9 protein-coding genes (1 of these 9 only partly in view) are annotated in these 13,059 nt (G+C 50.8%); 1 reads left to right on the top strand and 8 read right to left on the bottom strand.

Going from position 1 to position 13,059, the window contains the following annotated elements; translation table 11 throughout:
* The 6 genes from ligA to ACR9FF_RS27905 form a co-directional block, all read right to left on the bottom strand.
* A protein-coding gene (gene ligA / locus ACR9FF_RS27880; RefSeq protein WP_435167046.1) for an NAD-dependent DNA ligase LigA crosses the window boundary here: on the bottom strand, positions 1 to 1,262 show its 5' portion. 772 nt of this gene lie to the left of the window's left edge; only the first 1,262 of its 2,034 coding nucleotides appear in the window; it begins with the start codon at positions 1,260 to 1,262; its stop codon lies beyond the left edge, outside the window.
* 25 nt (positions 1,263 to 1,287) lie between these two features.
* Positions 1,288 to 3,648, bottom strand: a complete 2,361-nt coding sequence (pcrA, locus tag ACR9FF_RS27885; protein WP_201002339.1) for a DNA helicase PcrA — start codon at positions 3,646 to 3,648, stop codon at positions 1,288 to 1,290.
* A 201-nt stretch (positions 3,649 to 3,849) separates the two neighbouring features.
* Entirely contained in the window at positions 3,850 to 4,554 is a 705-nt protein-coding gene (locus ACR9FF_RS27890; RefSeq protein WP_435167049.1) for a heptaprenylglyceryl phosphate synthase, read from the bottom strand.
* Positions 4,555 to 4,568: 14 nt separating this feature from the next.
* On the bottom strand, positions 4,569 to 7,094 hold the full coding sequence (locus tag ACR9FF_RS27895; protein ID WP_127498041.1) for a U32 family peptidase: 2,526 nt from the start codon (positions 7,092 to 7,094) through the stop codon (positions 4,569 to 4,571).
* 145 nt (positions 7,095 to 7,239) lie between these two features.
* A complete protein-coding gene (locus ACR9FF_RS27900; protein WP_435167053.1) occupies positions 7,240 to 9,141 on the bottom strand; it encodes a copper amine oxidase N-terminal domain-containing protein in 1,902 nt (633 codons plus the stop codon).
* A 36-nt stretch (positions 9,142 to 9,177) separates the two neighbouring features.
* Positions 9,178 to 10,293, bottom strand: coding sequence for a trypsin-like peptidase domain-containing protein (locus ACR9FF_RS27905; RefSeq protein WP_116393573.1), 1,116 nt, complete (start codon positions 10,291 to 10,293; stop codon positions 9,178 to 9,180).
* 388 nt (positions 10,294 to 10,681) lie between these two features.
* On the opposite strand from ACR9FF_RS27905, the gene ACR9FF_RS27910 reads away from it, so the two are divergent.
* Positions 10,682 to 11,650, top strand: a complete 969-nt coding sequence (locus ACR9FF_RS27910; RefSeq protein WP_317982172.1) for a sugar phosphate isomerase/epimerase family protein — start codon at positions 10,682 to 10,684, stop codon at positions 11,648 to 11,650.
* A 280-nt stretch (positions 11,651 to 11,930) separates the two neighbouring features.
* On the opposite strand, the gene ACR9FF_RS27915 is transcribed toward ACR9FF_RS27910, so the two are convergent.
* Positions 11,931 to 12,536 carry a metalloregulator ArsR/SmtB family transcription factor gene (locus tag ACR9FF_RS27915; protein WP_435167057.1) on the bottom strand — a complete coding sequence of 202 codons (606 nt, stop codon included), beginning with the start codon at positions 12,534 to 12,536 and terminating at the stop codon, positions 11,931 to 11,933.
* A 190-nt stretch (positions 12,537 to 12,726) separates the two neighbouring features.
* The gene (locus ACR9FF_RS27920; RefSeq protein ID WP_201002353.1) at positions 12,727 to 12,945 is read right to left on the bottom strand and encodes a hypothetical protein; all 219 of its coding nucleotides are present in this window, start codon (positions 12,943 to 12,945) and stop codon (positions 12,727 to 12,729) included.
* Between the last annotated feature and the right edge of the window lie 114 nt (positions 12,946 to 13,059).

Below are 13,059 nucleotides of genomic sequence, written 5' to 3' on the forward strand. Positions count from 1 at the left end.
TCGGTGCCGCATGCCGGACAGACGGTTGGGAATACGATCTCCTGACCCGGCTCTTCGTCTATTTTGCCTAGTATTTCAGGGATTACGTCGTTCGAGCGGCGGATGGATACAAGCGTGCCCAAGGCATACTTCAGGTTCTTCCGCTCAATGTCTCCGATATTGTTAAGCGTACAGTTCTGTACCGTTACTCCCGCCAGCTCAACCGCTTCAACCCTTGCTACCGGCGTGATTTTGCCCGTACGGCCGACTTCCCAGGAGACAGACTCCAGCACCGTTGCCGCCTCTTCCGCCTCAAACTTGAAGGCGACCGCCCAGCGAGGGAACTTATCCGTATAGCCAAGCGCCTCCCGAGTACGCATATCCGTGAGCTTCACTACCGCGCCGTCGATCAGGAAATCAAGCTCCAGTCGCTTCTCGGCAATCCGCAGCAATTCTTCCTGCACTTCTTCAATCGTATCGAAATACAAGGCATACGGATTCACCTTGAACAAGTTATCCTTCAAAAACTGCTGCATCTCCCGGTGGTTCGAGAACGAAACGCCTTCCGCAAATCCGACATTATAGAAGAAAGCATTCAGCTTTCGCTCCGCCGTTGTTTTCGGATTCAGGTTGCGCAGAGCGCCTGCAGCTGCATTGCGTGCATTCTTAAGCGGTTCTGCCGCCGTCTGGTTATATCGCTCCAGAACGGACAGGTTCATAATGCCTTCCCCTTGTACTTCGATAATTCCGTCTCTGAAAGGTATAGTCAGCGGCACGGAGCGAATAGTCTTCACCTGTGCCAGAATCCCCTCGCCAACGGTTCCGTTGCCGCGGGTGGATGCCTGAATAAGCTGGCCGTTCTCATAAGTCAGGTTAAGGGTTAACCCGTCGAATTTCAATTCAATGACATAATTGGGCTGCGGAAGAGGCTCCTCCTCCGGATGCTTCGCGTTATAGTCATTGATGGCTTTCAATACCCGCTGATTCCAAGCCAGGAGGTCTTCGGTATCCTGCGCCTTGTCGAGACTCCATAAGCGGGCCCGGTGACGGTGGGGCTCAAAGCCTTTGAGCAGTTCTCCTCCAACGCGCTGCGTAGGGGAATCGGGCAGTACAATGCCGGTAGCGGCTTCCAGCGCTACCAGCTCATCGTATAGCTTGTCGTAATCCGCGTCATTAATAGTGGGCTGGTCAAGCGTGTAATACGAATAATTATGGGCGGAGATTTCCGCCGCCAGCTCTTGCATGCGGGTCAGCTGCTCAGGCGTTGCCGTCTGGTTTTCCATGGGAGGGTCCCATCCTTCCATCCATTTAGACTTTTGTTATTGGTGCAAATCCGGCCAAAAGCCGTTTGACGCCAACCGGCGCAGGGAAAGCGATTTGCAGCTCCATATCGTTGCCCGTCCCTTTGACGGAAACGATGACGCCTTCGCCCCATTTGCCGTGCGCAACCTTGTCGCCGGCAACGAAGTTCCGGTCCGCGGCATTCCCCGCGGCCGATCCGGCGGTAGACGCCGCTTTCGCGGCGGCGTCTAGCGGCGTGCTCACGCGCACTCCCGCCCCCGATGGTCCCGGGGTGCGGGCTCCGGCGCCGGAAGCGCCGAAGGATGGCGCGCGCCCTGCGCCAAAGCTGGCTCCGCCACCGCTGCTGCCGAAGCTTGAGCGGCTTGCGCCGCCGGCAAAGCTGCCGGAGCGGCCGATCGTACCGCCCGGCGAAGCCAGCGTCTTCACGTTGTCCGGCACTTCCTGCAGGAAACGCGAAGGCAGGTTGGCGCTGATGCGGCCGAAGAGAGTCCGGCTGCGCGCGCAAGTCAGGTAAAGCTGCTTCTCCGCGCGGGTAATCCCTACGTAAGCAAGGCGGCGCTCTTCTTCGAGCTCTTCGTTATCGTTTAACGCGCGGCTGTGCGGGAAGATGCTTTCCTCCATCCCGATAATAAAGACAACCGGGAACTCCAGGCCTTTCGCGCTATGCATCGTCATGAGAACAACGGAATTATTGTCCGCCGGTTTCCCGTCATCGTCTTTGTCCATGGAATCAATATCCGCGATAAGGGCCAGATCCGTCAGGAAAGCGACTAACGTTTTGTCTTCGTTACGCTTCTCGAAGTCCATCGTAACGGACAGGAACTCGTCGATGTTTTCGAGCCGGGCAGTCGACTCAAGCGTCTTCTCGCGCTGCAACTCCATGCGGTATTGCGACATTTCCAACACTTTCTCCGTCAGTTCGGTTACGGACAGATAATCGACCATCTGCGTTAGATTATCGATCATATCCCGGAATTCATGCAGCAGGCCTTGTGCCCGGGCGTTCAGATCTATCCCTTGCAGATTGCCAAGCACGTTAAAGATAGACGTGCCTTGACGAACGGCTTCTTCCGCCAGCTTCGCTACCGTCGTATCGCCGATTCCCCGCTTCGGAACATTGATGATCCGCTGCAAGCTGATATCGTCGTCCGGATTGGAGATCAGTCTGAGGTAAGCGAGCAAATCCTTAATCTCTTTGCGGTCATAGAACTTGATGCCGCCGACAATCTGATACGGAATGTCCGACTTGATCAGAATTTCCTCGATTACGCGGGACTGGGCGTTCGTGCGGTACAGAATCGCATGGTCATCGTACCTGCGGCCGCTTTTCACGTTTTTGCTGATCGTGCCGGTTACGAAATACCCTTCATCATGCTCGGAGTCGGCTTGGTACAAGGTGATCATGTCGCCTTCTCCTTGGTCGGTCCACAGCTTCTTCGGCTTGCGGCCCGTGTTCAGCTTGATGACGGCATTGGCCGCTTCCAGAATGTTGGCCGTAGAACGGTAATTCTGCTCGAGCATAATGGTACGGGCTTCCGGATAGTCATCCTCAAAGTTCAGGATGTTCGTAATATCCGCTCCGCGCCAGCGGTAGATCGACTGGTCGCTGTCGCCGACAACGCAAATATTGTGATGCTTGTCAGCCAGCATGCGGCAAAGCATGTATTGCGCGCGGTTCGTATCCTGATACTCGTCCACATGGATATAACGGAATTTGTTTTGGTAGAACTCAAGCACTTCCGGCATTTCCTTGAACAGCTGAATCGTCGTCATGATCAGATCGTCAAAGTCCAGCGAGTTGTTGCTCTTCAGCCGCTTTTGGTACATCTTAAATACTTTCGCCACAATATCGGTAAAATAGTCGCCTATCTTCTGCTCATAACGCTCCGGCGTAATCAGCTCGTTCTTGGCGCCGCTGATTTCAGCCTGAACGGCTTTCGGTTCAAACTTTTTCACGTCGATATTAAGCTCTTTCATGCAATTGCGAATGACCGACAGCTGGTCAGCGGAATCCAGGATCGAGAAATTAGAGGTAAAGCCGATGCGGTCGATATCCCTGCGGAGAATCCGAACGCACATGGAGTGGAAGGTAGAGACCCAAATATCCTGACCGGAAGGGCCAATCAGCGCCGCTACCCTCGCCTGCATCTCTCTGGCCGCTTTATTCGTAAAGGTAATGGCCAGAATGCTCCAAGGGGCAACCCGCTTCTTCTCGATTAAATAGGCAATACGGTGAGTAAGGACGCGGGTCTTGCCGGAGCCCGCTCCCGCCATGATAAGCAATGGTCCATCCGTCGCTTGAACGGCATCCCTCTGAGGAGGGTTCAGCTTCTGTACGGCTTGATCAATATTTATCGGATTAAACATGAATGTACTCCTTATTTATAAGTTCTGTTCGCATTTGTTCGCTTCTTACTGATAGTGTAGACAACGGCCAGTAATGTGTCAATTTGCAAATAAAAAGCTATTCCTAAAGCTTATCATTACGCTCTCGGAATAGCTCTGCGATGCCCTGCATCTCTTGGAAAAGCTTCTGTCACCAGCTTGCTTCGCGCAAGCTTTGTTCATTCATCCCCGTGCTGCGGCGCGTACAGCTTCCACCGTCGACAGCGCCGCTTCCAGATCGGCATAGATGATATTACCTACCACAATCGTATCGGCGACTTGAGCAGCCTGCTCGGCGGTATCGGCATTATGAATGCCTCCGCCGTAGAAGAGCTGCGCCCCTTGAGCCGCATCCTTCGCTGCGCGAACCAAGGACATATCGCCAAAACGCCCGCTATACTCGATATAAATAACCGGAAGATGCATCAGCCTCGCACCCATGCGCACATGGGCCACCAAAGCCGTCTCGTCCAGTTCCGTATCGGCGCCCGTAACAGCAGCGGCCGTCGCTTCGCCGTTGAGGATAATATAGCCCTGCGAAGCGGTCTCTTCCCAAGGTACAAAAGAGCCGTATTCCTTGAGTCCTTCGATCTGCCGGCCAAGGATCCATTCCGACTTGTCCGTATTAAGGACAATCGGGACAAAATAACCGTCAAAGCCGGGAACGGCCCCGTCGAGGGTCGAAACCTCGAGGGCACAGTCCACCTCATAGCGGCGGATGCGCGCCATGAGGTCAACCGTATTTTCAAACGTAACGCCGCTGGAGCCGCCAACTATGATCGCATCGGTCCCGGACATACATACGGCATCTAAAGCCTCATCCGAGATTTCCTTCTCCGGATCTAATTTGAACACATGTCTCCAGCCGCTGTACCATGCTCCACTCATAAAGGCGGTTCTCCTTATTTCACGAGCTGCCCGCGCGTAACGCCGAGCTGATTCGTTGCTTTTAACGTTTTCCATACCTTTGTGCCGCTAATGCGTCCGTCCAGAGCGTCGCGGTACAAGCCAAGCACTTCGCGTACTTTATCCGCAGTCTCTTCCAAGAACTCAACGCGGTAGGAAGGTACGCCTAGCTCCATGAAGTTGCGAATATATTCGGCGCCCGACTGCTCGATTGCGTTGTACACCGTATTGCGGCAGCCTTCGTCTACGCGTACCGGGTGGGACATGCCGATCCGGTCCTGAAGGGATGCGCGGTGATCCTCGCAAGGACGTCCGCAGTTTGTGTAGTCGGTCCCTTCGCTCATGAACGTGCAATAAACGCAATGTTCGGTATGGAACATCGGCAGATGCTGCTGAATCACGACTTCCAGACGCGTTGTATCGGATTGCTCGAGCATATCCACCATCTGCTGAATGTTCAGGTCGTAAGACGGGGTAATCAGATCCAGACCCGCTTCCGCAAAAACTTCAACGGCTTTGTGATTCGCTACGTTAAGCGAAAAATCGCCGATCAGCTTAGGAAACGGCTTGCCCGGGTTCTCCGCGCGCGCACGCAGGTAGTAGTACAAAGCACCCGTATTGCGGATAAGCACGGCATCCGGCTGGAGCTTCAGTATATTCGCATGGTAGCCGTTCTCTCCCGGCATATGAATACGCGGCGTAGCCAGCGCAATCGGCTTGCCTGCGCGTCTTGCCACTTCAATTGCCGCAGGGAACTGCTTAATAAATTCAAAGTCGGCATAAATCATCTCGACATCCATCTGAACAGCCGCTTCCACCTGCTCCAGATTGCGGCATAGAGCCGTCAATTTCGGATCGGATACCTGCTGCTTGGATGGCTTGGCTTTTGCGACCGCGTTCGGCGCATCTTCAAGCGGATCGATCATATGCTTCACGTATACCGGCGGTTTCGGACGTTCGCCCGTCAGCTTCTCAACCGCTTCGCGGCGCATCCGGTTCAGTTCGCGTACGGGTACGATAACATCGCCCTCAAGCGCGACCTCCAGTTGGTCCAGCTGATAGAGCGAGCCGCCAAGGCGGCCAAGCTGGTCTTCAAGCAGCGCAGCGTCCATCGGGCGTTTATTCGCCTGCTCCAGCATCAGCTCGGATTCAACCTCTACCGTGATCCCCTTCTGTACATCCGTCCACCAGGTGCGGAGCGGTTCGCCAACCACACCGGTTACTTTCAGATGCAGAGGGAATACGCGGTATGGCTTCTCGGTCTCGAACGTCGCGCGAAGACGCTTGTCGAGAGCTGGGTCATTCGTCTTCCAGATCTTATCGCCGACATGGACTTTACGCAGGTCAACGTCATTACGTCCGGCAACGAGCTCAAGAAGAGTACCTTCCTGCGCTTCGCCTTCGATCTTCTGGCCATGACGGCGCAGGTCGTAGACGCGTCCGCCCTCTTCCTTCTTCGTTGGATCGCCGGCGTCAAATACGATACCGTCACCGCGCTTCAGCGGAGCTTCCAGGCGGATCGTCACCGCATCACGGAGAATACGCTCCACGCGGCCTAGATAAACGCCGCGGCTTTTCGGGAAGGTTCCGTCTACCAGCTGTTTGTTGTTTGTTCCTTTCAGGAACCCATGGGTGAAGCCGCGGGAGAAGCTTTGCTGCAGCTCGCGGACTTCCTCCTTGGAAGGGCCCGTAAGATCACCGGCAAAATAGCTGTCAATCGCACGGCGATATTTGCTTACTACGTTAGCTACATATTCCGGGCTTTTCAGACGGCCTTCAATTTTAAAAGAAGTTACGCCGGCTTGAATCAGTTCCGGAATCAGGTCGATAGCCGCCAGATCTTTCGGAGATAATAGGTAAGCAACATCGCCCATCGGCTTGTGCTCGCCGTCTACCATCAGATCATAAGGAAGTCGGCAGGCCTGCGCGCATTCCCCGCGGTTCGCGGAGCGGCCGCCCCACATTTCGGAGGTCAAGCATTGGCCCGAGTACGATACGCAAAGCGCGCCATGCACGAATACTTCCATCGGAAGCTTTGCCTGCTCGCCGATTTTTTGAATTTGCTTCAGGTTATTCTCGCGGCCGAGAACGACACGTTCCATGCCAAAAGGCTTTGTGAATTCCACAGCCTCAGGCGATGTAATTGTCATTTGCGTCGAGCCGTGGATCGGGAAGTCCGGAGACAGCTCGCGAATCATTTTCACAAGACCCAAGTCCTGCACGATCACCGCATCTACACCGGCATTAATACACATCTCTATCAATTGCTTCGCATCGCGAAGCTCGTCTTCAAATACGAGAATATTAAAGGTCAGGAAACCTTTTACGCCATAGGTATGAAGAAACGCCATAATCTCCGGCAGCTCTTCGCTCCGGAAATTGTTTGCTCGAGCACGGGCATTAAACTTCTCTACGCCAAAAAAAATGGCATCCGCGCCGTTGGCCACTGCTGCGCGCATGCAATCCCAGTCGCCGGCAGGTGCCAGCAGCTCGATATCCTCTCGTTTTATATCAATCGTCATTCGACATTCATTCCTCCATTTGTAAACCTGCTATTGCTAGTTTATCAAACCGCGGCAGCAGATGCCACCACCCAATACTGGCAGGGAAGAGAAAAGAAGCCGATTCTCTTGGCGAGAACCGGCTTCTTTCAATTAAATGTCTTAATTATTGGAATTTGATCGACTTGACAATGGTGTCAAAACGATCTAAAGCACTGGTTGTTGCATTCGCATTATTAATTCCGAAGAGGAGCATGATTGTATTGCCTTTGTTCTCTACGAAGTAAAATACATCCGTAATCGGAATATTGTCCTCCGTAACGTCTTGAACCGAGAATTTAATGACATTCGCGGTTCCAATCTGGAAGGAAGTGCTGCCGGAGACCGTAACCCCTTCTTTCTGCAAGGATTGCTGAACGGATTGAGCCACGCTTGAAGCACTCATGCCCTCGATATTTTGAAGAATCATGTGCCCAAAACTATCAACATAAGCAACCGCTTCCTTGTTAAAATCGGTGTTCACGCCGAACCAATAAGCAGGAAGAGCAATCGAGTAGCCATATTTGGTACTTGTTTTGACTGTAACTTCAGTACGGTCTAAATCAAACTCGTCTTCCATTTGGCCATAATTTTTTTCAACATAAGCAGTATCGATATCTACCGTTGCCATTGTGGACTTGTATAACGCTTCCCCTTGCGAGCCTGTTTTGGAATCATAGTTGAAGTCAATCGCATAACGGTATTTACCGGCGATCAGCAGAACTTCGTTAGCGGTGTACCACAATTTCTGGTCGTAAGTGAACTCGTAGGTTAAAACAAGCGCATTGCCGTCTTTTAATACAATGGAGGAGGTCTTCTCGTTTTTAATATAGTTCGGCAGAAAATCTTCGTGCAAGAGCTGTTGTCTCCGCGCAAGCCATTGCTGCGGGCTGTCCTGCTCTTTCACGGAAGAAATGCTGAAGGAGAAATAGCCGTCCTCGCTGACGTAAGTCGGATTGCTGCTGTCCTTATCCTTGTACCAGCCTGCCGGAAGCTTGAGAGACAAACCGTATTCTTTATTGTTAATAGCCATTAACCCATTAGAAACCTTAGTGATATCCTTGATTGTTTTATCGTTACTGTCGAAGGACGGAACAAAGCTGTCAAGCAGCGATTGGTAAGGATCCAGAGCGGTTTTGTCCGTGCCGGCTACTCCGCCCATAACATAGTAAAGCGTATCGCCCTTCTGAAGAGCGCGGTATTCGAACAGCAAACCGCGTTCAGTTGTTCTGGTAACCATTTTCTCGAAGTTTAGACCATTGACAGTGATCGTCCGTTTATCAATAACAACCTCATCGTCACCTAACCAGCCGGATACGATCTTGTCTTGGATTTCACTTTTGGTCAGAACATCGGTAACCTTCTCCGTTGAAATAATTACGCTTGTGTCGCTTGTTGCGCTTCCCCAAATTACGAATGAACCATCATCATTTTGATTTAAGAGCTTGAGACCTGGAGGATAGTTCATTGTCCAGCCGTAGTAGCTGTCGCCGAACTTGGTTTTGCCATAGTCAGGGTCAAGGTTAGTCGAACCGCCGCCCGAATTGCTAGTGCCGGATTGAGCAATAGTACCGGTGATTACGATTTCGCCCGTTTTCTTATCTTTACCGATCTTCGCGCCAAAAGTTTCAACGATGACGCGTACCGGCACCATCGTAGTACCTTTGATTACAACTGGAGCAACCGCAACCGTTTGATCTTTACCGTTTACTTTTACGGTTTTGCTGCCAATCGTTACGACTACGGTCTTATTGTTATAAGTCAGCGTAATAATTTTGTTGTCTTGAAGCTTCAGCTTTGCGCCAAAAGCTTTCGTGATGACGCTAAGGGGCACCATGGTTGTTCCCGCTTTTTCAAAAGGAGCCTGTACAGTCGATTGTTTCCCGTTAATCGTAACGGTCGAGCTGTTTGTTTTGAGGCGGATTTCTACGTTACCGCTCGCGGAGTCTGCCGCAAAAGCCGCTGCCGGCACGATCGTTACGACCAGCAGTACCGCTAACAGCATAAACATAAATCGTTTCATCTTCATTCTCTCTACTCTCCCTATTTATAACGGAATAAAAGATTAAGCCGTTGTTAGCGTCAGTTTACGGGTAACCAAATCGCCATCCATCATCATTGTTACTTCAACCTGTTGGCCGGGCAAATACGATTTCAAAAGCTCGTTCACTTCTACAATAGAAGAAATCTGATGGCCAGCAACGGAATACAGCACATCACCGACCTGAATGCCAAGCTTCTTGGCCGAATCCGATTTGACTGAAGTAACGGTTAAACCGTCGTCGGTTGGCAAACCAACGATAGCCGCGTAGCTCTCTTCCAGCCCGATTCCAAGGGAGGAGCGCTTCACGTAGCCGTACTTGAAGAAATGTCCCGTTACGTACGATACGGTATCCACCGGAATCGAGAAGCCCATGTTATCGATGCCCTCATCCACGAATTTCATGGAATTGATGCCGATCACTTCGCCCTTCATATTGACGAGCGGGCCGCCGCTGTTCCCCGGGTTAATCGCGGCATCCGTCTGCAGCAGACGGTAATAGGAAGATACCGAGCGGTTCATGCCGCTTAGTACGCCGGTTGTTGCCGTGTTGCGAAGCGAGAAAGAGACAGGCGTGCCGATTGCAATCACCGTCTCGCCGACTTTTGCTTGCAGCGGCGATGCCGCAAACTTTGCTACCGGCAGCTTGGTCGCGTTGATTTTGACAAGCGCCAGATCGCTTACTTCGTCGACATTGCTTCTTTTCCCGCTGTATTGCTTGCCATCCGCGGTTACAACGGTAATGTTGGTCAAGTCTTTTACAACATGGGCGTTGGTCAAAATCCAGCCGTCGGCTTTCATAATAACGCCTGTCCCATGTGCCAGAACATAACGTTGATCGCCACCGTCCGCCGGCTTGCCGATGATTCCTACAACGGAAGGAGAGACTTTGCTGACGACAGACGGTACATCTGCCGGAGGAGTGTAGGCATAAGTCTTGGTTGATGCATCGTAAGCACCCGTACCTCCCAAAGTACTCGTCAGCGACGATGCCTTGACGTACACCTCTCCGTTAATCTTGGTCGCGCTCATTTTCATTGTTCCGGGACTTGTTGCCGTTCCCGCTGCAAACGCTGATCCGGCTACCAACAGTCCTCCCGTTAGGACGATGGCGCCTGCGCGAAGCATACTACGTTTCACTCTATCACTCTCCCAGATCCAATCAAAAACAAGAATCCATTTATAGGAAACACGTTCTAAATGTATCATGCCAAAGTACTATACAACAAGAAGAATTTGTAAGATAAAAACCTAAATAATAAGTAAATAAATAGGCGAGGCAAACATCTTTTTTCATATTGATTAAATATCCAAAAACACGACAAACGTAAGTCTCTTATTCCATTAAATTTGACGTGATTTTTGACACCTGTCGCAAGCGGAATGCCTTATCTTTCCGGGCGGGAAGATTGCTTTCATTCGAATTGCCTAGTTTGTATGCGATTTTGGTTTTTCTTTCGTAAAAATGAGGTATACGCATCACTAGAATGCTATAATAGGGACAGCCAAACCTTAGGAGGTAATAATAATGAAATTAGGCGTATTTGCCGTACTTTTCTCGCAAAAACCATTTGAAGAAGCACTCGACTACATCGCTGCCAAAGGTCTTGAAGCGGTAGAGCTTGGCACAGGCGGCTACCCTGGCAACGCACATTGCGATCCAGATACATTGCTTGCTGACGCAGGCAAATTGAAAGCGTTTAAACAGGCGGTAGATTCGCGCGGACTGATTATCAGCGCACTTAGCTGCCATGCTAACCCGCTTCACCCGCAAAAAGCGATTTCCAGCGCAGACGACGCTACTATCCGTAAAACAATCGAGCTGGCTAACCGCCTTGAAGTACCGGTTGTAAACACCTTCTCCGGCTGCCCTGGCGACCACGAGGATGCAAAATATCCGAACTGGCCGGTTGCTCCATGGCCGAACGATTTCCAAGAAATCCTTGCTTGGCAATGGGAGAAAAAAGTTATTCCATATTGGTCTGAAATCGGCGGTATCGCTGAGCAAAACGGCGTAAAAATCGGCCTTGAGCTGCATGGTGGCTTCTCCGTTCATACGCCTGCTACGCTGCTTCGCCTTCGTGAAGCTGCAGGCAATGCGATTGGCGCTAACCTTGACCCATCCCATATGTGGTGGCAAGGCATTGACCCTGTTGAAGCGATCAAAATCCTGGGCCGCGAAAACGCGATCCATCACTTCCATGCGAAGGATACTTCCATTGACTTCAACAACGTGAACAAACACGGCGTAACGGACATGCAGTCTTACACACTGATGCTGGACCGCGCTTGGCAGTTCCGCTCCGTTGGCTTTGGCCACGATCTGAAAACGTGGGCAGACATCATCAGCACGCTGCGTCTCGTTGGCTACGACTACGTTGTCAGCATCGAGCATGAAGACGGCCTGATGTCCGTTGAAGAAGGCTTCTCGAAAGCTGTTCAAAACCTGCAGCAAGTTCTGATTAAAGAGCCTGTTGGGGATATGTGGTGGGTATAATTCGATGGGTTGGTTGATGCGGTAAAAGCAATCGCTGCGCAAAAGTATGTTTCTTCCGATCGCTGTTGACCGTGGATTTCTTCGAATTTAACCGCTTAGCGGTTGAAATCCTCGGTCAAAGGCGAACACTCCGTTTCTCCAGAAACATACTTTCGCTCCGCTCATTTACCACAAAGACCAAACAATTGAATTAAAGATAAGAGGAATAAAACAGCCTGCCTGGCTTATGCCGGGCAGGCTGTTTTTTTACATGCGATAAAGATAAAGGCAAAGATAAAGGCTAGGACAACGTCTCCCACTTCGCCCACATCTCCGGTGGATTAAGCTCGTAAATTTCGTTCTCCCGGAACATGAACTGGTGCATGATAAACTCGCGGCGGATCGTCGCGAAATCCGGGTGGAAGCCTTTGATGAATTCGTTGAGTTCCTTCTCCGTGTATTTGCGCCCCTTCTCCAGCTTGGATACCATATACTCGAGTACGATCAGCTTCTTCTTAAGCTGAGCCGGAATAGACTTCAGTTGACCTGTAGCAGCGAAGAAGTTCTTGATCACGGACTGCCTTACGCGCTCAAATTCCTCGTTCATTTGTTCTTCTCCTCCTTTCTGAGTAGTTGTCCGATAAATCAAATTAGCCGCAGCGTTAGAGCCATTCTTAATAAAATAGTCATTGAGCGAGAAGTAAATGGTGTTCTTCTCTCTCCGTTCATTAATCAAGCTTGCTTCACGAAGCTTGGCCGCGTGGTGAGTGACGGTAGCCGGTGTTACGCCAAGCTTCTCCGCCAGCACCTGCCCGTTGAGTTCCCCGTCTGCCAGCAGAATCAAAAGCCGGATACGCGTCGGATCCGCTAATGCTTTATGATAGCTCACTACCTTGTCTAATTGCATGGAAACTTCACTTCCTCCTGCATACTAATTTAACAAACATCTAATTAGATGACTATTAAATAATATAATAAAGGATCACCCAACAAATGTCAATTGGCAAATCAAAAAGCGCCAGCCCATTTTCCTCTCGGATCATGAGCTGGCGCTTATAAATGTACAAGGCCTGCCGGTTCGCCGGCAGGCCTTGTATTTATGCCATCCAAATTTTAAAAATCATAATATAGTCTATGTAAAGAAACAAAAGCAACGCTATCGTAGTGAATCCGATTGCAAATACATTTTTCTTAGGGCGAGCTTTTACTAAACGTACAAAGCCAATCAAGATTAAAATGGTGAACGCAAGCATGAACCAGTCAAATGTATTGATGTTGCTGGTGGATTTAGCTGCTTCCTCTGCTGCCAAAAACATCGAGTGACCCCCTTTTATTCGCACGTAGCCTATATTACCTCTATGTTATCTTCAAGTGGCAAATCATGCAAGTCCGATTCAGATTTCGTAACAAGTTTGTCACGTTTTCCCACA

It is taken from the genome of Paenibacillus glycanilyticus (assembly GCF_051200795.1).
GTDB classification, from domain to species: domain Bacteria; phylum Bacillota; class Bacilli; order Paenibacillales; family Paenibacillaceae; genus Pristimantibacillus; species Pristimantibacillus glycanilyticus.

Coding starts and splice junctions, on each gene's coding strand:
- pcrA (WP_201002339.1), bottom strand. CDS start 3,648: ATGTTTAATCCGATAAATATTGATCAAGCCGTACAGAAGCTGAACCCT.
- ACR9FF_RS27890 (WP_435167049.1), bottom strand. CDS start 4,554: ATGAGTGGAGCATGGTACAGCGGCTGGAGACATGTGTTCAAATTAGAT.
- ACR9FF_RS27895 (WP_127498041.1), bottom strand. CDS start 7,094: ATGACGATTGATATAAAACGAGAGGATATCGAGCTGCTGGCACCTGCC.
- ACR9FF_RS27900 (WP_435167053.1), bottom strand. CDS start 9,141: ATGAAGATGAAACGATTTATGTTTATGCTGTTAGCGGTACTGCTGGTC.
- ACR9FF_RS27910 (WP_317982172.1), top strand. CDS start 10,682: ATGAAATTAGGCGTATTTGCCGTACTTTTCTCGCAAAAACCATTTGAA.
- ACR9FF_RS27915 (WP_435167057.1), bottom strand. CDS start 12,536: ATGCAATTAGACAAGGTAGTGAGCTATCATAAAGCATTAGCGGATCCG.
- ACR9FF_RS27920 (WP_201002353.1), bottom strand. CDS start 12,945: ATGTTTTTGGCAGCAGAGGAAGCAGCTAAATCCACCAGCAACATCAAT.